The sequence below is a fragment of the Prevotella sp. P2-180 genome (genome assembly GCF_002251435.1).
GTDB lineage: Bacteria > Bacteroidota > Bacteroidia > Bacteroidales > Bacteroidaceae > Prevotella.
This window is the reverse complement of sequence record NZ_NPJI01000003.1, coordinates 1-20,089: the sequence shown is the minus strand read 5'-3', so window position 1 is coordinate 20,089 and position 20,089 is coordinate 1. Positions and strand designations below refer to the sequence as shown.

The window sequence follows — 20,089 nt, the reverse complement described above, 5'->3', positions numbered from 1 at the left end:
CTGAGGCTCTCTGGCAAAAGTCGGAGAGCGAACGTGCTCTTGCCGCAACCTTGCCTTCCGATAAGCACAGGGACAGTCTCGTTGCCGTGTTGGCTGTCCATCTGCAGCCAGTGCGCCACCATTGACCTAAACCACACGGCACACCAGCCCATAGTTTCCGTTGTCATGCCTGGAATGCGGTTGAAGAGTCCTGCAATGTGGTTCTGTCCGTCCCACTTGGGCAAGGTCTCGAGGAAGTCGCAAACGGGACTGTACCTCTTCACGGCATTCGACATGACATACTCATTGATGTCTTGCCGTGGCGACTTGTCGTCTCCGATGCCCTGCTTCTTTGCCTCACGGACAATGGAGTTCAACGCCTCTTCAGTCAAAATTATCCACTCATCGCAGTTTATGGCGCGATATTCGGTCTTGCCGCTCACCACATTTCTGCGAAACTCAAAGTTCTCTTCCAGATAGGCCTCTACCTCGAAGACCAGCATCTGGTTTCCTGTCATTTCTGACGTTCCTGAAAATTTTTCCATTATTAAAGATTTTAAGTTAAACAATCGATTCGCCCCGGAGAATCAGCCCTGTGAAGGGTAGTGAAGGGTGGTGAAGGGTTGGAGCAACCCTTCACTCCGATATTTCCCTGTCCCTCAGCAACTTACACCGTAAAAGTGAAGGGTGAAGGGTTTTTGGCAATATTCTTCGGCGTTCATCGGCTCCTTATTCAAAAAAGCAGTGCAAAATTACAAAAATTCCGCCACATATCCAAACTTTTCCCTATGTTTTTTCATTCAAAAATCTGGACAAGCAGCGAATGATTCTTTATTTGAGCAGAAGAGGTACGAAAGGGTCATAGGTCGAGTAGAGCGAGGGAGTTTCACCCTCACCCTCTCACATAACCGTGCGTGAAAGTCTCCCCTCACACGGCTCTTCACACTCTATGCTTTGTGCATATGCTTCTTTCATCATATCCTCCTCTTTGTTTAAGAGTTGTATAATTCCAGCTGCTTGAGTGTGTCACCCCCTTCGATCCATGTCCATTACAGACACTTCAACGCTACTACGGGGCAATCCGCCACATAAGAGGACTTCGGTACGTTTCTGCCTTGTTCGTCACTTTCGGCATTTCCCTTGACATTCCGACTTCTGCTTCCCACGTTCCACCAACGAGCCTGTATCACTGTCCTGCCACCTCTATGCCGCATGCCACAATGCCATAGACAGGTTATTGCATTGCTTGTCGCCAGAACTGTCCGACACTGACTTTTGACAAATGTTTAAAAAAATATTGATAAGGCGGGACACGGACCTGTCCCCTGTCCCGACGTAAATAACTCTATCATTGATTATCCATCTCCAACAAATGCCTTGGTAGAAGAATCACTTTCAGACGCTTGTACCACACCTTTCCAGAATTCTTTGCATTGAATGGAGAGTGACCGCTGATGATGTAGTAGTGGGCAGAATAATCATCCATAATCTCCATAAACGCCCGTTTTATGCGCGAACATTTCTCATTGATGGCGTTGTCCAATGGATTAGTAAGATGCTGTATGCTCTCTTCCATTTTCTTGCCGTCCATCAGTCGTGCTGTCATGCGATACCATCTCCGGAGTTCGTCCCTATAGTCAGCAAGACGCTTGAACTCTATGCCCTCAGGATGGTTTAGAAACAACAGATACACTGCCTTATGCACAGGCTGAAGATCCACCTCCACGTTGCCGTAGTCGGGAAGCAAGAATCGGAAATCACTGGTCACGACAAGACGGCTCAGCGTGTGCTTTGCCGTTTCCAGCTTCAGTTCCTCAAGTGTACTTCCGCCTATTGAGCGCAGTATAAGGTCGCTTCGTCCCATAGCCTTAAGCCTCGCCACAATGTCTTGAAGCCTTTGTGCCAGTTCCTCGGCTGAAATAATGTTTTCTTCCATATCACTATTCCTCGTACATTTCCATGTTGTCCCTCAACCATTTCTTCCATTTGCCCAAAACCGATGTAGGCCTGCCTTCAATGCTACTGTCATGTTCTGATTCTTCGGATACCTCTTTCACCGCCGGTTCCGGGTCAGGAGCCACATCTACCACAAATGTCGGTTGCTCCGTTTCAGCCGTTGTTTCGTCCTCCTTACCCTTTTGGGGCTTCATGGGCTTATAAAGTTTTGTAATCATTTCCTCGTAGTAGCTGTCATCTTTCTGTCCGTCTACGTCTTGGGTAAAGTCATTTTCTATACCAGTGGCAAGTATCGTCACCTTTGCATCCTCGCCTAAGGAGTCGTCGTTCGACGTACCCCAAATTACCTCAATGTCAGGATCCAGTTGGTCGAAGAAGTCATCAATCTCACGCATCTCGCTCACCAATATCGGATGTTCTGTGCTTGCATAAATGTTGAACAGAATCTTCTTCGCCTTGCCAACATCGTTACCGCAAAGCAAAGGCGAATCAAGGGCGTCCACTATGGCTTGCTCCACACGGTTTGTGCCACTTGCCCTACCCATAGCCATTATCGCTCCGCCGCCATTCTTTGTCGTTGTCTCCACATCGCGGAAGTCGAGATTGATGTTGCCGTCGCTATGCAGGGTAATGAGTTCCGATATGCCTTTCACCGCCTCCTTCACCACGTCGTCGGCACGCTTCAACGCATCGTTAAGTGGAATCTGCGAGTCGGAATACACGTCACAGAGCCTCTCGTTGTTCACCACGAGCATTGCATCCACATACTGCCTCAACTCCTCCACGCCTTTCAGTGCCTTTATTATTTTCCTTTTTCTTTCGAAATAGAAAGGTATCGTGACTATGGCGACAGTAAGTATGCCGAGTTCTTTTGCCACACGTGCCACCACAGGCGCGGCACCAGTACCTGTGCCTCCACCCATACCAGCCGTGATGAACACCATTTTCGTGTTGTCGTTCAGCAACCGTCTTATGTCGTCCTCGTTGCTCTCTGCCTCACTCCTTCCCACCTCAGGGTTAGCACCCGCTCCCAAGCCCTCGCCCAGCTGCAGTTTCACAGGCACTGGCGAGTTAGCCAGCACCTTCGAGTCGGTATTGCAAACGGCAAACGACACGCCGTCGATACCCTCGTTGTACATGTTCCTTACGGCATTGCATCCGCCGCCTCCCACTCCAACCACTTTAAGAATTCTCAGCGATTTGTCCTCAACGGAACCAAAATCTATTGTAGGTATATTCAAACTTTCTTCCATTTTTCCTTTTTTTTTCTATTTCGGCTACAAAGTTACAACATCTATTTCAAACCACAAAATTTCCGCAAGGCTTGCGAGAGGAAAAATCAACGGGTCAGAGGGACAGAGGGTCAGAGGTCGAGGAGAGCGAGGGAGTTTCACCCTCACCCTCTCACAGAACCGTGCGTGAAAGTCTCCCCTCACACGGCTCTTCACACTCTATGCTTTGTGCATATGCTTCTTTCATCATATCCTCCTCTTTGTTTAAGAGTTGTATAATTCCAGTTGCTTGAGTGTGTCACCTCCTTCGCTCCATGTCCATTACAGACACTTCAACGCTACTACGGGGCAATCCGCCACAGAAGCGGATTTCGGTCGTTTCTGCCTTGTTCGTCACTTTCGGCATTTCACTTGGCATTCAAATAAAAAATGCCTCAAAAGTTTGTTCTTTTCGATAATAGTTTGTATTACGCCGTTTTCTAAATGGAAACGTTTGGAAAATGCGACAAAAGCTCAACATGACGATTTTATACTTGGATATACTGGAATACATTGGCCAAGTTTAGATGAGGACCTTGGGTATGAAGGACTTTTTGTGGATGCCGGATTGTGTGAGGCAACTCCTGAGAAATGCAGTGTTGTTTGTGAACCTTAAAAAATGGGTCATAGGGACATTCACTTCAGTCAGTGTACCAGGTTTTTATATACCACAGATTTGCACAGATTAAGAGCCAAAGGCTCGGATTGGATTGATTATTGATTCCCTAATGCCGCACTGTTTTCATACAAGAACTCGGGCGCGAAGCCGATTTCGTTGTTCCAATCCACCGAAAAGCCATCAATCTTGAAATTCTTAAAATAATCCATGTCCCTCAATTTCCTACACACTCCCTTGTCGAGGAGAGACGCGAAGTCGAATTCCCGCTTTTCCCCATTGCTGAATAGAAGCACCAGTGTATAGCCTCCAGAATATTCAGCCTGTTCAATTGTCAATACCTCGTTCATGATTCATTATTTTAATGGTTCAATCTTCTGTGGAGTTTCAAAATTAGCCAACCTGTTCCAATTTTCGAGAAGCTCATCCTTATGAATGTCAAGCCACTCATACACAAGGTTCAAAGCACGTCTGGGAAGACTCCCGGTTATTATTCCATCCTTAATGGTGATAATTGCCTTGTAGTTCTCATACCACACATGAAAATGAGGCGGATTATGTTCGCTCATATACATGTATATTATAATTCCGTAAAATCTACTTATTTCTGGCATACCGTCATATTAATTATTTTCGGCAAAAATACGTCTTATTTTTCATATATGCAAGTAAAACGGCAGGAAAATGCAAAATATTTGTTTCGTTTTGGTAAAAAGGTGAGGTTTTTGGTGTATGTTGAATAAATTTGGCAGACAAAACAATCCCGCAACATGGACAGGGGACAGATTTGCACAGATTAAGAGCCAAAGGCTCGGATTGGATTGATTATTGATTCCTAAGATTCCACTGCAGCGGGGTATTCGCATGGTAAATCTGCAATTAATTAGGTGAAACGTTTGGAGGAATGGAAAAGTCCGTATCCACAAGAGCAGACGTGAATACGGACTTATTGTTTATGTGAGTGATTTCTGTTTGTGGCTATTCTTGGATAATGAGTCTTGCGGATTCTTTATCGAGAACAACCTTCTTGGTGAATGATATTCTTCCATTGTTATATATTGCACTAACATCAATGCCACGAGCCGTTAGCTCGTTGATAAGTACAATGTCGTGGGAGGCACGAGCGGAATTAAATCCATGATATGCAACTACAGTCATATCTGTGTCGGTCTTATTCAACGCACTTGCTTAGAAGTGTTACCTTTTAGTATGAACTTTGGGATGCCGTTGCAGAAACGCTTGATGACATCAATTGCATATTTTTTCATTGTTGTATCGTGGAATTGTACGTTGCAAGTTAATTCATGAATCATGTCTTTGATGTCATATTCAGGGTCTTTATTTTATTCGTTCTAAGAGTAATGCCTTTACCTTTTGGCTTATGACAGTGGACAGTGCCACTTTTCCATCAGGTCCTACTACCACCAATGAAGGAATCCATTTCACGCCATATAGTTTAGCCACTTCCGCCTCTCGCATTTTCTTAAACTCACTGCATTGAGGATACTTGATGTCATATTTTTCAACAGTTGTCTGCCAGCGGGTCTTGTCTGTATCAAACGAAACTCCAAGGAACACAACGCCTTTATCGGAAAAATCATTATAGAGGGATAGTATTTCAGGAATATCGCGAATACAGTCGGGACACCATGATGCCCAAAAGTCCAACACGACATATTTACCCTTGAAGTCGGACAATGAAATGGTGTTGCCGTCCAGTGAGGCAAGTGTGAAGTCGGGAGCTACAGTGCCCACCTTTGGCAGTTCTGTGGCATATTTCGCGTCGAGATCCTCTTGGGCGTTAATAGTTTGCATGCATAACATGAATGCTACTATTAATAATATTTTGGCGATGCCATTGCCATAAACCTTGAAAATACTTGTTCTTGTCATATTCATAAATGTATTTTTTATTATTGAAAAATATTATTGTTTTCACATGCAAATGTACGAATAAAAAATAAATTAGCCATTACAATATTATAAAGGGAGGCGTTCATCACAGAGGGACGCCACTTTTTTTCTGTGGGTAATAAGCAACATGGTGGTAGAGGGACGAGCAGCGAAAAGGCGACTGAACAATTCGTGCTCCGTGGCCTCGTCGAGAGCCGAACTGATCTCGTCGAGCAGTAATACCGCACCAGGGCGGAGAAGTCCGCGCGCTATTGCTATGCGCTGTGCCTGCCCCTCACTCAATCCGCCTCCATGTTCCGACAATACCGTGTCGAGCCCCTGTGGCAAATCGAAGACAAAGTCGGCACACGACGTGTAAAGGGCTGTCTGCAGTTCCTCGTCGGATGCGTCGGGTTTTGCCATCAACAGGTTATTGCGTATCGTGCCACTTATCAGCGTGTTTCCCTGTGGCACAAACACCACATGCGCCCTCGTGCTCTTGTCTGCCACATGAGTGAAGCCATCACCGTAGAATGCCACCACTCCACTGGCGGGTTGTATGAAGTTGAGTATTAGTCGGAAGAGCGTTGTCTTTCCTGTTCCTGTCGTTCCGAGGATGGCTGTCTTAGTGCCGGGGCGGAAGTCATGCGAGAAATGACTCACCACATCCCTGTCGCCCTTTGCATAGCGGAATGTCACGTTGTCCATGCGTATTCCAAGCACGTCATTTGTCGTAATGTCTTCACACTTTTCAGATTGCTCTCCTTCGCCATGATCCATCTCCTTCAGTCTGTCGATACTGGCAGTGCTATAGATGATTGAGGGAAACGAACCGAGCAATGAGAGTATGGGTTGCTGTATCTGACCTACGAGTTGAAGGAAGGATGTCATCACTCCGAAGGTGATAGCCCCGGTGCGCAATCCATAGGCTCCCCACACGAAGGCGAGCATATACCCAAGGCCGAAGGTGCAACCAAGGGCAAACCTACTGAACACCATAAACCGTGAACGGCGGATATAGTTGACTGTCTGCCTGTCTTGCAGTTCCCCCACCCTATCCAGCATCCATCTCTCGCCCTGTAATGCTCTCAGCACTGCATTCAATTCCACACTCTCCTGTATCTTCGCCATTATTCGGCTCTCATCCTCACGTATCGAGAGAGTTATTTTTTTCAGACGGTGGGCAATATACTTTCCTAATATTATTGCGAGCGGAGTGATGAGGACAAGCGCCCAAGCCAGTCGGCTGTCAAACCATCTCATCAGCAGGAATGCGCCTACAAGTTGTATCGTCATCACCACCACTTGCGGCAGTTGTACAGCCAATGTCTCGCTCACCGCATCGATGTCCTTAGCCATCCTCGACGTGACGTCACCCGAATGAATTTCATTGTCCTCAAACAAGCAACGGTTGAATAGTCGTGAAAAGAGAGAGAGACGAAGTTCCGCCACTTTTTTTATAAATGACTTATTGGCAAGGTATTGGTTTACTTGGCGTATGCCCACTCCAGCCACTACGGCAACGGCTATCAGCAATGCCTGGATAGCCATCTCGACTATAGTGCCGGTCATGGCGACATCGTCAATAAGCATTTTGCTCAGCCACACCACAAGCAGGGCAAGAACAGTCTGCAACAGTCCTGCCAGTATGCGAACAAGGATATTCAGTCTTATGCCGCGGGTGTTTTCTATAAACCACCTTGCATAATTCATCTCTCCACCACTCCAGTCTTGATCCATTCTTCCAAGATGGCCTCAACGTCATGTCGTGCCACCTCAGTCTCCACGTCGTATTCCTTGCACAAAGCCAGAGTCAGGGAGTCTATGTCCGAATTCCCGTCGAGTTGTTCCCAAAGGTATGCCGCAGTGTCATTGAGACTTATCAACCTACCGAAATCCACGGCACCAAGTCCCTCACCCACCAGTACTTTCTCTCCGCAAACTTCGCGGAGCACCATTCCGTCTTTCTTCTTCATATCTTCTTAGTTCTTTTAATTTTTTAATTCTTTAATCCTTTAATTCTTCCTCGCCTCTTTAATTTTTTAATTCTTTAATTCTTTAATTTGAAATTTGAAACATCAAATTTCAACAAGTATTTCCTTATCGGCAGTAACTTCCACCAAACGGCAGATGCAGTCTTTCGCCAATGTGAATACAGATAATGGCGCTGGTGCTTGCTATCCACCACATGAGTGGCAATCGCCTTGACGTCGGCCACAGAGCAGTATTCGCGTCCAGCGAGATTGCCGTCGCCCATCAGCGTCACCCTGTCACCATCGATTCTTTCGATGCGGTGGAGCACATATCGCCTGTTTTCCACCCATGCCAATGCCACAATGCCACGCTTGAGTCCTGCAGGAGGAGCGAGAATAACGCTCTCCCTGCCTCCGATGATAAAGGGCAGCATACTGCGCCCTGACACAGGCAAGGTGACACTGTATCCATCGTTCATCAGCGCCACGGCCTCATCAATTATCTTGTTGTCATTCATATCGTTCCGCTTGTCATTTTCGCCGCAGCCTCATCGGGCAGGCATTCCATTTGCCAAAGTCTTGTAGTGGCAGTCAGTGAGTTGAGCGCACGATGGAGTCCGTCGGCAATACTCTTCTCCCACCTTTTTCCCGATACGCTCGACGCCATGGTGGCGTATGCCTCGACAGGCGACATCGGCCGGATGGCATTATATGGAGCCTGTTTTAGCCTAACTATAGAGCCGAGGGGATAATGCTCGTTGACATAGCACGGAGTCTTCCCGCTCCAAGGCGATCCATACACTTCCGCTCTGCCATCATTCTCAATCCTCACCACAGGATTGTCGTCGTTGAGCAGTCGGCTTCCTTCAATATATCTGAGCCACAAGCGGGTGTGAGTACTCTTGCCCGTTCCGCTCGGACCAAGAAACATATACGCCTTTCCCTCGCGACACACCACCGAGGCATGAAACAACAGTGTATTCATCTCCGCCGTAGCAAGAGCATATACTATCATCATCGCGTTGTCTATAGCCAACTTTGGCAGTTCGCCCAATGTCAGCGTCGCACTGTGATAGTCGCTGTCACATTTCAACCATCCTGCCATTTTGCCACGCGAGCGGAACACGAACAACGGATAGCCATCCACGTGTCCACATGCAATCTCGTCGCCCTCTTCCTCCTGCCGCCATTCCTCTGTCCACACATCGGGCAAGGGAGCTTTATCGCGTATCACGATACTTATCAATGGTTCAGACGGAACCACCTCAAAGGGACGGCAGTTGTCGAGCAATGCAAAGATGTCGTCCTCGGCTGTCAATGCCATCACATGGCGTGCCACATTATAAAATCTTGTTGTTGTCATTTTAAGTAAAATATAACAGTAACAATTATCTATTCTTTTTTGGGGTACAAAGATACTCATTTTTCTTGTAACTAAGCAAGTATATATAAAGAAAAAAGCAAATTAATTGCAGGAGTTAGCACTGCTATAGGTGAATTAACATGATTTAAACATAATTCTTTCCTTCAAAATATTTGGATAAGTCGGAAAAAAAGTATATATTTGCAGCGGTTAAAACTCAATAAACGATTTATGTATATGAACTTCAAGAAAACATTTATTTTCACTTCCCTGTCTATTATGACAGTGGCTGTCGTGGCTGCAACAAGTATCGCAACCACAAGTTGCCAAAATGCAAATGCAAATGACACACGCTCATTGCCGACTCCCACCAAGAGTGCCAAGATGACTCTTATGGAATCACTGCAGCAGCGTCACTCCGTGCGCGACTTCAGCGACAAGGCCGTTTCTGACGCCGACCTCTCCGAACTACTATGGGCCGCCTGCGGCATCAATCGTCCCGACACAAAGAAGATTACCGCTCCCTCTGCCATTAATGCGCAGGACATCCTCGTATATGTATGCACCAAGGATGGCGCATGGCTATATGTTCCAGATGGCAACTCGCTACAGAAGGTGAGCGACAAGGACTTGCGCTCTGCTGTTGCTGGACGCCAGGAGGCTGTTGCCGTTGCGCCCGTAAGTCTCGTACTTGTAAGCGACCGTACAAAATTCGGGGATCGTGCCAAAGGCGCAGATGTGATGGGAGCAATAGATTCCGGGTACGTATCGCAGAACATTTGTCTGGCATGCACTGCCCTCGGTCTTGCTACCGTGCCCAGAATGACCATGGACAAGGAGACTCTCGCCAAGGAACTGCATCTTGACGAGAACAAAACACTCCTCATCAATCATCCAGTAGGTTACGAGAAGTAACTGATATAGTGGACCATTGGTTCTGTTGATATAAAAAAAAGGGGGAAAATTTGGATAAAAGAAATATTTGAATTACCTTTGCATGCAGAATCAAAATAAATATTTATCAACGTGAAAGTAAAAATTGAAACATCGCTCGGCGACATCATCGTTCGCCTATACGACGAGACTCCTCGTCATCGTGACAACTTCGTGAAACTTGCAAAGGAGGGCTATTTCGACGGAACCCTGTTCCATCGTGTCATCAAAGACTTCATGATACAAGGTGGTGACCCTGACTCTAAAGGAGCTCCAGCAGGAAAGAACCTCGGCATGGGAGGTCCTGACTACACCATTCCTGCGGAATTCGTCTACCCGCAACTCTTCCACAAACGTGGCGCACTGAGTGCCGCAAGAACAGGCGACGAGGTGAACCCTAACCGGGAAAGCAGTGGTAGCCAGTTCTACATCGTATGGGGAAAGACATACAAACCTGCCGAACTGAAACAGATGGAACGACAGATGGCCATGCAGCAAGAACAGGCTGTGTTCAACAAACTCGTGACTGAAAACAAGGCCAAAATAATGGAACTGAGACGCAATCGCGACAAGGCTGCGCTACAAGAGCTGCAAGATGACCTCATAGCCCAGACCCACGCCATCTGCTCTGAACAGGGAGCGCCAAAGCTGACCGATGAGCAAGTGAAGGCTTACACAACCATTGGCGGCACTCCGTTTCTCGACAACCAGTACACTGTGTTTGGAGAAGTGGAAGAAGGTCTCGACGTGGTGGAACAGATACAGAATGTCGCAACAGGACGCAACGACCGCCCTGTGGAGGACATAAAGATGACAGTCTCGCTACTCTGACACCTGTGGACTGACGGCGGTTGCAAAGATACAACGAAACTTCTTTTTACGAAAAATAAGCAAAAGACTTGGTGATATAAAAAATTATATGTATCTTTGCAGCCGCATTTAAAAACATGCGCTCATAGTTTAATGGATAGAATGAAGGATTCCGGTTCCTTTGGTTGGGGTTCGATTCCCCATGAGCGTACTAATGAAACGAGAAGAAAGATACCAAATCTTATTGGAGCACTTCCGGAAGGAAATGCCTAACGTCACAACTGAACTCGAATTTGGTAGCGAGTTCCAACTACTTGTCGCCGTGATACTTAGCGCACAATGCACCGACAAGAGAGTTAATCAAGTCACCCCTGAACTTTTCAGACACTATCCCACTGCCGAGGCTATGGCAAAGGCTGAGGCGGAGGATATCTTTGTATTTGTGAAAAGTGTGTCGTATCCTAACGCCAAGGCTGCCCATCTGACTGAAATGGCACGACAACTGGTTGAGAGATTTGACGGAAAAGTGCCGTCGACACTCGACGAACTCACATCGCTGCCAGGAGTGGGAAGAAAGACTGCCAACGTGATGCTGTCGGTGGCTTTCGGACAAGCTGCAATGCCTGTAGACACTCATGTATACAGGGTGAGCCACCGAATAGGGCTCGTGTCTGCTTCAGACAACACTCCAAGGAAAGTGGAAGAACGACTGAGGAAATATATTCCTCAAGAGGAACTGGGATTGGCACACCACTGGATTCTTTTGCATGGGCGATATGTCTGCACGGCAAGAAAGCCACATTGCGAGAAGTGCAAGATTGCGGAAGCGTGTCTTGAAAGAGGGAAGAAGGTGGAAGGTAAAAAACAGAAGGTATGAAATACTTTGAAATAGAATTTAAAATTGAGGGAGCGGGAGAATGTTTACAGGACGCTCGCGACATATTGGCTGCCATGGCTGGAGAAGCTGGCTTCGAGACTTTTGAAGACACCGACAATGGACTGAAGGGATATGTGCAGACTGAACTATTCGACGAGGAATGCCTTATCGAGTCAATCGCAGACTTCCCTTTCGACCACGTTACCATCACTTACGACAAAAGGGAAGCGGAATACCGCGACTGGAACGAGCAATGGGAAATGGAGGGCTTTGAGCCTATCGTGGTGGAAAACAAATGCGTGATACACGACGGACGACACTTGCCAGAAAACATGACCGACAGTATGACTGTGGTGGAAATAGATGCAAAGTTGGCATTTGGCACCGGAACTCATGAAACTACACGCATGATTGTGGGTGAACTGGCAAACACCGACCTTACAGGCAAAAGCATACTCGACTGCGGCTGCGGAACGGGCATTCTCGGTATAGTGGCTCTTAAGCGAGGGGCTGAACGTGCAATGGGATATGATATTGACGAGTGGAGTGTAGACAACACTCGCCACAACGCTGTGATAAACCGTGTGGATGAAAGATACACGCCACTGCTTGGTGACGCTAAGGTGCTTGACAATGTTGAAGAAAAGTTTGATATTGTAGTAGCAAACATCAATCGCAACATCATTCTCAACGATATGGAGAGGTTTGCTGAAAAAATGAAGGATGGTGGAATACTGTTGCTTAGCGGTTTTTACTCTGCTGATACCGACTGCCTAAAAGAAAAGGCTGCATCGTTAGGTCTTTCATTCATAAAGGAAAAAATCGACAACGACTGGGCTATGCTCTCTTTCTTCACTCCTCATTACCTATAGTAAGGCGCTTGAGATCGTAGTAACTTCCATTGTAAATGTCGAAGTCCACATAGCCTTTTATACCTGGCAGTCTGCCACAGTCGGTATGCTGCCAGAATTTCCACTTCCCCTTATATTCCACTTTGTCAACATAATAGTGTGCTATCCAATAAGGATACTCGTCGAATACCGGGTCGCTAAGATATTTCAGCTTGAATTTATAATAGGTGTAGATGATTGGTTTCACTCCGTATTCTTTTTCAACGATGCGAAGCCAAGTGAGAACGCTCTCCTTAAACTCCTCGTCGGTTTGCGACTTGGACTTATGTTCCACGTCGAGCACTGGCGGCAAGTCGCCACGTTCGAGTTTCACTTGCTTGATAAAATATTCTGCCTGTGCCCTTCCCGATGAATATATACTCCAGAAATGATAGGCACCGCGTATGAATCCATACTCGCGCGCCTGATAAAAATTGTCGATAAAATTGTCGTCGAGTTTACTTGCCCCTTCTGTTGCCTTAATCATAATAAATCTCACGGGGCACTTCTCTATCATACCGTTGTTGCGCAATTTCTCCCAGTCAATCTTTCCCTGATAATGGCTTATGTCAATGCCGTGTATCTCGTAGCCTTCGGGATATGGCACATCGCCATACAATGCCCTCCATCTGAAGCCGAAAGGAGATACGAAGAAATAGTAGAAGAAAAAGACATAGAGAGCCACCACTACAAAGCCGCCAAACCACCATGCCCATCCGGGCAGTTTCTGTAACAAGCGGATGAGTACATTGGGTTTCTTCCTGCGTACAGGACTGCTATAGGTGCGTTTCTTGGGCTTACGGGTAGATGGCATGAGCGTTAAAAAAGAGGGGGGAAGAAGGTAGAAGGAAGGAGGTAGAGGGAAGAAGGAAAAGCCTTCTACCCTCTATATCCCTCATTCCTTATTAACAATCTTACGCCTGCTCCAGAATCAGGGTCTTGGTAGGCTGGTCGCAAACTGCGGCTGGACCAAAATACTGGATTGGGCCAGGATATACGAACTCTGTCTCACGAGCCCATTTTGTACGATGTGCAACAAAGAACTTGTATGGTTTGCCATCGAGTTCGACAAGAGCCTTGCGGATAACAGGCTTCATCTGACCGTTGCGCTTCTCCATGTTCATCATCATAGTGATTGGAATACCACCGGCAATCCATTCGTCAACAGGTTTCGAGGTGTTCTTCACCGACGACATATAACCGGTCTTTCCTGCAGCAATAAGCATAGAAGCATTGAAACCGAGAGAATAGCAGTAGTCGGCGTCGAAATTTGAAGGTGCAGCACAACGGCCTTCGTAGCCGAAGAAGTGATGCTGTGTAGAGAACTTGCCGCTAAAGAGGCCGTCCTTCTTCCACTGTGCAAGCTTCTTGCCCACCATCTCAGCCAACAGCTGCTCTGTCTCGATAAGCGATACCTGTACGTTACCGTGTGGGTCGCGCTCCAATGCAAGCTGGCGAGACACTGAAATAGGAAGGCTCTTGAAGATGGCCGCATTCTCCTCTGAGAGGTGCTGAAGCACGTAGTCAATCTTCTTGTCGTCTGCAATCATGTCGAAGTCGGCTTGGTTGGCGGCGAGCATGTCATTAAGTTCGGCAATGAGTTTCTTGATGGCTGGAATAAACTCGATGAGTCCTTCTGGAACGAGCACTACGCCATAGTTCATACCACGGGTGGCACGGTCGGCAACTGCATCGGCAATGTATGTCACAACATCGTCGAGAGTCTGGTTCTTTGCCTCCACTTCCTCACCAATGAGGGTAATGTTTGGATGTGTCTGAAGAGCGCACTCGAGGGTGACATGAGACGCAGAACGGCCCATAAGCTTGATGAAATGCCAGTATTTCTTGGCAGAGTTGCAGTCACGCATGATGTTGCCTATTACCTCAGAGTATACCTTTGTAGCGGTGTCGAAACCGAAAGAGGTCTCGATTTCCGAGTTTTTCAGGTCGCCGTCGATAGTCTTCGGACATCCAATAACCTGCACATTGGCACCGATAGCCTTATAGTATTCTGCAAGCACGCAGGCATTGGTGTTAGAGTCGTCGCCACCTATGATGACGAGAGCCTTGATATCAAGAGCCTTGAGAATTTCGAGACCTTTGTCGAACTGCTCCTGCTTCTCAAGCTTTGTACGTCCAGAACCGATGATGTCGAAACCACCGGTGTTGCGGTACTCGTCGATAATGTCGGCAGTGAGTTCCATATAGTTGTGGTCAACGAGACCTCCAGGACCGAGGATGAAACCATAGAGACGGTTCTCTGGATTGAGCTTCTTTATGCCGTCAAACAATCCTGAGATGACATTATGACCACCAGGAGCCTGTCCACCAGATAGAATGACACCGACATTGATAGCAAGCGATGTTGCCTCGCCCTCTGTAGGTTCAAACTTTAGATACGGCATACCATAAGTATTAGGGAAAAGATTCTGAACCTCTTCCTGGTCTGCAACTGACTGTGTGGGCTCGCCCTCCACAGCCTTCAATGCACCACGCAAAGCCTTTGGCAATTTTGGCTGATATTCTGCGCGTGCAATCTGCAAAGCACTTTTTTCCATAAGTAGCAAAATATATGTATTAATTATAAAATTGTTTAACGTCTATACGTTTTCATCTGCAAAAGTAACACTTTTTGCCGAAAAATAAGAAAGAAATCGGGCGAAAAACAACTTTTTAATATTTTTTTTATATGAAATATGGTCTATATCGAATATTTTGCTTAACTTTACCTCCGAAAATTCAAAAACAATAATCTTTTAACAATAAAATCATGGCAAAAAGAAAAGAACTGAAAAGCGTGATCAATAATATCTGCACAGACTTGGCAGCCGAGGTCGTGGCTGTATCTCTTTATGATTCTAAGCCAGCCGAAGATAATGTGTTGGCTATAATAAACAATATACTCAACATGAGAAACGACTACGTCAGGCGTATCTCACACGTAGAGCCAGGTATGAAACCAAAGGCATATTTTAACAATCTCATCGAAGCCTTCAACAACGACACATTAGAGGTAATCGACCAAATAACAAATCTCAACTGACAATGTGGAAATCGTTTTGCCGCTGGATGCTTTACAAAAAGATGAGATGGAAAACTGACATCACGGAAGCACACCCAGAAAAATATATCATCTGTATCGCACCGCATACCAGCAATTGGGACTTCATAATCGGACAACTATACGCCGGAGCTGAAAGCATAAGCTGCAACTTCCTCATGAAAAAGGAATGGTTCTTCTGGCCTATGGGAATAATGATGAGAAAACTCGGTGGAATACCAGTATGGAGGTCGAAACACACAAGCATGACCGACAACCTCGCACAAACAGCAAGAGACATGAAGACGTTTCACCTAGCCGTGACTCCTGAAGGCACGAGGTCGGCAAACCCCGAATGGAAAAAGGGCTTCTACTTCATTGCGCAAAAGGCTAATCTGCCCATACTCCTCTACGGCATCGACTTCGAGAAAAAAATCATTGTTTGCAGGAAAACAATAATTCCTAATGGAGATGTGGAGAAGCAAATGGCAGAAGTGAAGGACTATTACAAAGACTTCAAAGGAAAGAATCCGGATAACTTCGCTCTTTAAAAATACCACACGACACACATTCCACAGAGACTGAATATAAAAGATGAGACATATTATAATTATTATAGGTATAGTCCTCGCGACTTTGAGCTCAAAAGCGCAAGGGCAAAAAGGTCTGTGGGCTAACATCGACTACGACGGAGAACCTTGGGTGAAAAACGTCTCCTTGCCTTACAAAATCTCAAAAGGACTATACAACAGACATATCGCCTTATGGGCTAGCCACGGAAGATACTACGACGCGAAAAAAGGCAAGTGGAAATGGCAAAGGCCAAACCTCTTCTGCACCAACGAAGACTTGTTTACACAAACCATCGTAGTGCCATATCTCATGCCCATGCTTGAAAACGCAGGAGCTGTGGTCTTTACGCCAAGGGAGAGAGACTGGCAGACAAACGAGGTTATTGTAGACAACGACAGGCAAAACTCTCCCACTGAATATATTGAGGCTGAAGCCAAAGGCCATTGGGAAACGGCTAATACTCGCGGCTTTGCCTGCCATGACGGCATATACCATGACAACGAAAACCCTTTCGAGGCTGGAACAGCCCGAATGAGCAAAACTACAAGAAGTTCGAAGAGATACAACATTATATCATACCAGCCTTCATTTCCTGAAGAGGGACGGTATGCCGTATATGTAAGTTACCAAACAGTGAAGAAAAGCATCGACGACGCTATTTATACCGTATGGCATAAAGGACAACAAACCACATTCAAGGTTAACCAAAGAATGGGTGGAGGCACTTGGGTATACCTTGGCACTTTCGACTTCGATAAAGGATCTGACGAGTTTAACAGAGTGGTGCTCACATCGCAAAGCAAACACAGGAAAGGCGTGGTCACAGCGGATGCCGTCAGATTCGGAGGAGGAATGGGAAACATTGAAAGGGGTGGCAATACAAGTGGAATGCCACGATGTCTGGAAGGGGCCAGATACTACGCTCAATGGGCAGGAATGCCATACGACGTTTATAGCCCCAAACAAGGACTCGACGACTATAGTGACGACATCAACGTCAGATCGCACATGACAAACCTTCTTGGAGGAGGGTCGCCATACATGCCTTCAAGAAATGGTAGAAACGTGCCCATAGAACTGTCGCTCGCCGTACACAGCGACGCAGGATACAGGAATGACGACACCTCGCTCATTGGTTCAATGGGCATCTGTACCACACAGTTTAATGACGGAAGACTGAATGCGGGTATCTCCAGACTCGTTTCGAGAGATTTTGCACAGACACTGCTCGACAACCTCAGCAGAGACCTCGGACAGAAATATGGAGCGTGGCCAATACGCGAGCTACGCAACCAGAACTATTCCGAGACTCGGCTACCTGAAGTGCCAAGCGCCATTATTGAAACCCTGTCACACCAAAACTTCAACGACATGTGTCTTGGGCTCGACCCGGAATTCAGATTCTGTATGGCACGGTCTATATACAAGAGTATACTGAAATACGTGAACAAAATGCACGGAAAAGACTACACCGTATCGCCACTCACACCCGACAACTTCAGCATCTCGCTCGACAACGACGGTAAGGCGACCCTCTCGTGGACTCCTGTGGAAGACAACCTTGAACCCACGGCAAAGCCCACAGAATATGTAGTATATACAGCAACTGGCACTGCAGACTTCGATAACGGCACTGTGACCGGACAACAACCCGAGTACAGCATCAGACTGGAACCTGGAGTGTTATACAGCTTTCGAGTAGCGGCACTCAACAAAGGCGGAAAAAGCTTTCCTACGCAAGTGCTCTGCGCAATGTATAATCCCTATAGTCGCCACAAGATAATGATAGTTGACGGCTTTGACCGCACGTCGTCTCCCGCCGTAGTAAACCGCCCATTGGGCAAAGGATTCGACATGGAAGAAGACCCTGGGGTGACACTTGGAAAGACTGCTGGATGGTGTGGCCCACAAATATCGTTCAATACCAAGAACGCAGGAGGAGAAGGACCAGGAGCTCTCGGCTACAGCAGCAGCGAACTGGAAGGAAAGATAGTGGCTGGCAACGACAGAAACTATGTGCGCACTCACGCCTCTGCCATAAGCTACGCCGGCAACTACTCCATTGTTAGTTGTTCGGCAAAAGCTCTTGAAAAAGGAATAGCAACACTGTCGGACATATCGCTCGTCGACATCGTAGCAGGCCTACAACGCTCATTGGACGGAAAGACATTCAGGACCTTCACGCCAGAGATAGCCAACATAATGAAATACTTCACACAAAAGGGCGGTTCTCTGCTTGTGACAGGTGCCTACATAACAAGCGACTCTCAAACAGAACAAGAGCGCCAGGCCATACGCGAACTGCTTCACTGCGACTTTGGCGGCTCATACCAAGGAAAATCCAGTATGCTGAAAGGACTCTCTACAGAGTTCTCTTTCCATCACGAACTCAACGCCTCACATTATGCAGCAACGTCTCCCGACATCCTGTCGCCCGTCATACCGGCTTTCGCAACCCTTGCCTACAACGACGGACAGTCGGCTGCCGTGGCATACCAAGGCAACGACTACCGCACCATTTCATCAGCCGTGCCTTTCGAGTGTATTGTTGACCATCAGAAGCGAATGTCCATCATGAGAGGATTCATCGATTTTCTGTTGAAGTAATATGGAGAGGGTGGAGGGAAGAAGGTGGAGGGTGGAGAAATGTTATAATCAAGATTTGAAAAGTTTTAATTTAATATATAAATATGTATAAGATACAATCAAACCCATCAGGAACAAGAAGCATCGAAATCAGCGAGGCTCATCTTCAGACAATTAAAAATCATCAGTTGTTCAGAGGCCTCATCGACAGCAACGGCTTCGTGGACGAACAAGTGCTCGAAAAACTAAAGCTCAATATCAGGGCCATGCTGGAAACAGAAACCCTGAAAGACAAAGACCTGCTCGACCTATGCCTCGACGTCATCTACCATCCCAACATGAAGGCATTCGGACTGCAACAACTCATTCTGCTATACATTAAGTGGGTGGACCAAAACGAAGAATCAAACACCGAAGAAGAAAAGGGAAACGAAGAAGAATGAAGGAATACAGGCTTACAGACTTTCTTCCTACTACAAAGAAGGAACTCGATCTGCGAAAGTGGGACAAGGTGGATGTCATCTTGTTCTCGGCTGACGCTTACGTAGACCACCCTTCGTTCGGAGCGGCAGTAATTGGACGTACTCTCGAAGCGGCGGGATACAGGGTGGCTATAGTGCCACAGCCTGACTGGCACGGCGACTTCCGCGACTTCAAAAAATTGGGTAAGCCAAGACTGTTTTTCGGCGTGGCACCAGGATGTATGGACTCTATGGTGAACAAATACACAGCCAACAGACGCCTAAGGTCGGAAGATGCATACAGTCCAGACGGCAGGCACGACTTGCGACCGGAATATCCCACAATTGTCTATACGCAGATACTAAAACAACTATACCCCGAAGTGCCTGTAGTGCTGGGCGGGATAGAGGCTTCCATGCGACGACTCACACACTACGACTACTGGCAAGACCGACTGCGCCCTTGCATTCTCTGCGACAGCCATGCCGACATGATAATATATGGCATGGGAGAGAAACCTACATTGGAACTATGCAAAAGACTTGACGAGGGATATAACATAGGCGACATCACCGACATACCGCAAACCGTCTACCTTGCCGACAGCAATGACGTGCCAACAGCAATGGGCACAACCGACATTGTGCTCAATAGTCATGAGACGTGCATGAAAGACAAAAGGGCTGAGGCTGAGAACTATAGGCATATAGAAGAGGAATCAAACAAGATGCATGCATCGAGACTGTTGCAGAACGTGGGACGGAAAACCGTAGTGGTAAACCCTCCATACCCTCCCATGACCACCGAAGAACTCGACGCATCCTTTGACCTGCCATACACCCGACTGCCTCATCCTATTTTTTTTTT

At 46.9% G+C, this 20,089-nt stretch carries 23 protein-coding genes, 1 tRNA gene and 1 pseudogene; 11 read left to right on the top strand and 14 right to left on the bottom strand.

Annotated features, from left to right (window positions below):
* The 4 genes from CIK98_RS00600 to ftsZ all read right to left on the bottom strand — a co-directional run.
* A partial coding sequence (locus CIK98_RS00600; protein ID WP_216358942.1) for a virulence-associated E family protein occupies positions 1-524 on the bottom strand: 524 nt, incomplete at its 3' end.
* 504 nt (positions 525-1,028) lie between these two features.
* Positions 1,029-1,193, bottom strand: coding sequence for a hypothetical protein (locus CIK98_RS17820; RefSeq protein ID WP_172409755.1), 165 nt, complete (start codon positions 1,191-1,193; stop codon positions 1,029-1,031).
* Positions 1,194-1,327: 134 nt separating this feature from the next.
* The gene (locus tag CIK98_RS00595) at positions 1,328-1,915 is read right to left on the bottom strand and encodes a hypothetical protein (RefSeq protein ID WP_094382364.1); all 588 of its coding nucleotides are present in this window, start codon (positions 1,913-1,915) and stop codon (positions 1,328-1,330) included.
* Positions 1,916-1,919: 4 nt separating this feature from the next.
* Complete coding sequence (gene ftsZ, locus CIK98_RS00590; RefSeq protein ID WP_094382363.1) at positions 1,920-3,188, bottom strand: cell division protein FtsZ; 1,269 nt, start codon at positions 3,186-3,188, stop codon at positions 1,920-1,922.
* 274 nt (positions 3,189-3,462) lie between these two features.
* Here ftsZ and CIK98_RS18580 point away from each other — a divergent pair, with 274 nt between their 5' ends.
* The gene (locus CIK98_RS18580; protein ID WP_253249594.1) at positions 3,463-3,822 is read left to right on the top strand and encodes a DUF2442 domain-containing protein; all 360 of its coding nucleotides are present in this window, start codon (positions 3,463-3,465) and stop codon (positions 3,820-3,822) included.
* Positions 3,823-3,920: 98 nt separating this feature from the next.
* Here the strand turns inward: CIK98_RS18580 and CIK98_RS00585 are convergent, their stop codons facing one another.
* From CIK98_RS00585 to CIK98_RS00555, 8 genes are all read right to left on the bottom strand, one after another.
* On the bottom strand, positions 3,921-4,172 hold the full coding sequence (locus CIK98_RS00585; RefSeq protein WP_094382362.1) for a DUF2442 domain-containing protein: 252 nt from the start codon (positions 4,170-4,172) through the stop codon (positions 3,921-3,923).
* A gap of 6 nt (positions 4,173-4,178) precedes the next feature.
* Positions 4,179-4,436 (bottom strand): DUF4160 domain-containing protein, encoded by a 258-nt coding sequence (locus CIK98_RS00580; protein ID WP_094382361.1) that lies wholly within the window; start codon positions 4,434-4,436, stop codon positions 4,179-4,181.
* A gap of 364 nt (positions 4,437-4,800) precedes the next feature.
* Positions 4,801-4,980, bottom strand: a complete 180-nt coding sequence (locus CIK98_RS17485) for a hypothetical protein (RefSeq protein ID WP_141210340.1) — start codon at positions 4,978-4,980, stop codon at positions 4,801-4,803.
* Between the two features lie 180 nt (positions 4,981-5,160).
* Positions 5,161-5,715 carry a peroxiredoxin gene (locus CIK98_RS00575; protein WP_305775634.1) on the bottom strand — a complete coding sequence of 185 codons (555 nt, stop codon included), beginning with the start codon at positions 5,713-5,715 and terminating at the stop codon, positions 5,161-5,163.
* Between the two features lie 87 nt (positions 5,716-5,802).
* The gene (locus CIK98_RS00570) at positions 5,803-7,455 is read right to left on the bottom strand and encodes an ABC transporter ATP-binding protein (RefSeq protein WP_094382360.1); all 1,653 of its coding nucleotides are present in this window, start codon (positions 7,453-7,455) and stop codon (positions 5,803-5,805) included.
* Positions 7,425-7,691: a PqqD family protein gene (locus tag CIK98_RS00565; RefSeq protein ID WP_094382359.1), complete on the bottom strand. Its 267-nt coding sequence runs from the start codon at positions 7,689-7,691 to the stop codon at positions 7,425-7,427. Before CIK98_RS00565 ends, CIK98_RS00570 begins: the two co-directional genes overlap by 31 nt.
* Before the next feature lie 74 nt (positions 7,692-7,765).
* Positions 7,766-8,206 (bottom strand): S24/S26 family peptidase, encoded by a 441-nt coding sequence (locus tag CIK98_RS00560; RefSeq protein WP_094382358.1) that lies wholly within the window; start codon positions 8,204-8,206, stop codon positions 7,766-7,768.
* Complete coding sequence (locus tag CIK98_RS00555) at positions 8,203-9,051, bottom strand: hypothetical protein (protein WP_094382357.1); 849 nt, start codon at positions 9,049-9,051, stop codon at positions 8,203-8,205. The genes CIK98_RS00560 and CIK98_RS00555 overlap by 4 nt, the downstream gene beginning before the upstream one ends.
* A 237-nt stretch (positions 9,052-9,288) precedes the next feature.
* On the opposite strand from CIK98_RS00555, the gene CIK98_RS00550 reads away from it, so the two are divergent.
* The 5 genes from CIK98_RS00550 (at position 9,289) to prmA (ending at position 12,543) form a co-directional block, all read left to right on the top strand.
* Positions 9,289-9,966 carry a SagB/ThcOx family dehydrogenase gene (locus tag CIK98_RS00550; RefSeq protein WP_172409754.1) on the top strand — a complete coding sequence of 226 codons (678 nt, stop codon included), beginning with the start codon at positions 9,289-9,291 and terminating at the stop codon, positions 9,964-9,966.
* 105 nt (positions 9,967-10,071) lie between these two features.
* On the top strand, positions 10,072-10,815 hold the full coding sequence (locus CIK98_RS00545) for a peptidylprolyl isomerase (RefSeq protein ID WP_094382355.1): 744 nt from the start codon (positions 10,072-10,074) through the stop codon (positions 10,813-10,815).
* Between the two features lie 118 nt (positions 10,816-10,933).
* Positions 10,934-11,005, top strand: a tRNA-Arg gene (locus tag CIK98_RS00540).
* Positions 11,006-11,008: 3 nt separating this feature from the next.
* A complete protein-coding gene (nth, locus tag CIK98_RS00535) occupies positions 11,009-11,671 on the top strand; it encodes an endonuclease III (RefSeq protein WP_094382354.1) in 663 nt (220 codons plus the stop codon).
* Complete coding sequence (gene prmA, locus CIK98_RS00530) at positions 11,668-12,543, top strand: 50S ribosomal protein L11 methyltransferase (protein ID WP_094382353.1); 876 nt, start codon at positions 11,668-11,670, stop codon at positions 12,541-12,543. The genes nth and prmA overlap by 4 nt, the downstream gene beginning before the upstream one ends.
* Here the strand turns inward: prmA and CIK98_RS00525 are convergent.
* A complete protein-coding gene (locus CIK98_RS00525; protein WP_094382352.1) occupies positions 12,524-13,375 on the bottom strand; it encodes a glycoside hydrolase family 25 protein in 852 nt (283 codons plus the stop codon). The two genes, prmA and CIK98_RS00525, sit on opposite strands and share 20 nt — an antisense overlap.
* A gap of 100 nt (positions 13,376-13,475) precedes the next feature.
* Complete coding sequence (locus CIK98_RS00520) at positions 13,476-15,119, bottom strand: diphosphate--fructose-6-phosphate 1-phosphotransferase (protein WP_094382351.1); 1,644 nt, start codon at positions 15,117-15,119, stop codon at positions 13,476-13,478.
* 212 nt (positions 15,120-15,331) lie between these two features.
* Here CIK98_RS00520 and CIK98_RS00515 point away from each other — a divergent pair, with 212 nt between their 5' ends.
* The 5 genes and pseudogenes from CIK98_RS00515 to CIK98_RS00495 all read left to right on the top strand — a co-directional run.
* Positions 15,332-15,604, top strand: coding sequence for a hypothetical protein (locus CIK98_RS00515; protein ID WP_094382350.1), 273 nt, complete (start codon positions 15,332-15,334; stop codon positions 15,602-15,604).
* 2 nt (positions 15,605-15,606) lie between these two features.
* Entirely contained in the window at positions 15,607-16,152 is a 546-nt protein-coding gene (locus CIK98_RS00510; RefSeq protein WP_094382349.1) for a 1-acyl-sn-glycerol-3-phosphate acyltransferase, read from the top strand.
* 43 nt (positions 16,153-16,195) lie between these two features.
* Positions 16,196-18,781, top strand: coding sequence for a fibronectin type III domain-containing protein (locus tag CIK98_RS00505; RefSeq protein ID WP_094382348.1), 2,586 nt, complete (start codon positions 16,196-16,198; stop codon positions 18,779-18,781).
* A gap of 83 nt (positions 18,782-18,864) precedes the next feature.
* Positions 18,865-19,203 carry a hypothetical protein gene (locus tag CIK98_RS00500; protein WP_094382347.1) on the top strand — a complete coding sequence of 113 codons (339 nt, stop codon included), beginning with the start codon at positions 18,865-18,867 and terminating at the stop codon, positions 19,201-19,203.
* Positions 19,200-20,089: pseudogene (locus CIK98_RS00495) on the top strand (YgiQ family radical SAM protein); the annotation flags it as partial. The gene CIK98_RS00500 and the pseudogene CIK98_RS00495, both read left to right, overlap by 4 nt.

Bases quoted from the DNA above. Each gene is read 5' to 3' on its own strand.
- CIK98_RS17820 (WP_172409755.1), bottom strand. From the start codon at position 1,193: ATGCGGCATAGAGGTGGCAGGACAGTGATACAGGCTCGTTGGTGGAAC.
- CIK98_RS00595 (WP_094382364.1), bottom strand. From the start codon at position 1,915: ATGGAAGAAAACATTATTTCAGCCGAGGAACTGGCACAAAGGCTTCAA.
- ftsZ (WP_094382363.1), bottom strand. From the start codon at position 3,188: ATGGAAGAAAGTTTGAATATACCTACAATAGATTTTGGTTCCGTTGAG.
- CIK98_RS00585 (WP_094382362.1), bottom strand. From the start codon at position 4,172: ATGAACGAGGTATTGACAATTGAACAGGCTGAATATTCTGGAGGCTAT.
- CIK98_RS00580 (WP_094382361.1), bottom strand. From the start codon at position 4,436: ATGCCAGAAATAAGTAGATTTTACGGAATTATAATATACATGTATATG.
- CIK98_RS17485 (WP_141210340.1), bottom strand. From the start codon at position 4,980: ATGACTGTAGTTGCATATCATGGATTTAATTCCGCTCGTGCCTCCCAC.
- CIK98_RS00575 (WP_305775634.1), bottom strand. From the start codon at position 5,715: ATGACAAGAACAAGTATTTTCAAGGTTTATGGCAATGGCATCGCCAAA.
- CIK98_RS00570 (WP_094382360.1), bottom strand. From the start codon at position 7,455: ATGGATCAAGACTGGAGTGGTGGAGAGATGAATTATGCAAGGTGGTTT.
- CIK98_RS00565 (WP_094382359.1), bottom strand. From the start codon at position 7,691: ATGAAGAAGAAAGACGGAATGGTGCTCCGCGAAGTTTGCGGAGAGAAA.
- CIK98_RS00560 (WP_094382358.1), bottom strand. From the start codon at position 8,206: ATGAATGACAACAAGATAATTGATGAGGCCGTGGCGCTGATGAACGAT.
- CIK98_RS00555 (WP_094382357.1), bottom strand. From the start codon at position 9,051: ATGACAACAACAAGATTTTATAATGTGGCACGCCATGTGATGGCATTG.
- CIK98_RS00550 (WP_172409754.1), top strand. From the start codon at position 9,289: ATGAACTTCAAGAAAACATTTATTTTCACTTCCCTGTCTATTATGACA.
- nth (WP_094382354.1), top strand. From the start codon at position 11,009: ATGAAACGAGAAGAAAGATACCAAATCTTATTGGAGCACTTCCGGAAG.
- prmA (WP_094382353.1), top strand. From the start codon at position 11,668: ATGAAATACTTTGAAATAGAATTTAAAATTGAGGGAGCGGGAGAATGT.
- CIK98_RS00525 (WP_094382352.1), bottom strand. From the start codon at position 13,375: ATGCCATCTACCCGTAAGCCCAAGAAACGCACCTATAGCAGTCCTGTA.
- CIK98_RS00520 (WP_094382351.1), bottom strand. From the start codon at position 15,119: ATGGAAAAAAGTGCTTTGCAGATTGCACGCGCAGAATATCAGCCAAAA.
- CIK98_RS00515 (WP_094382350.1), top strand. From the start codon at position 15,332: ATGGCAAAAAGAAAAGAACTGAAAAGCGTGATCAATAATATCTGCACA.
- CIK98_RS00510 (WP_094382349.1), top strand. From the start codon at position 15,607: ATGTGGAAATCGTTTTGCCGCTGGATGCTTTACAAAAAGATGAGATGG.
- CIK98_RS00505 (WP_094382348.1), top strand. From the start codon at position 16,196: ATGAGACATATTATAATTATTATAGGTATAGTCCTCGCGACTTTGAGC.
- CIK98_RS00500 (WP_094382347.1), top strand. From the start codon at position 18,865: ATGTATAAGATACAATCAAACCCATCAGGAACAAGAAGCATCGAAATC.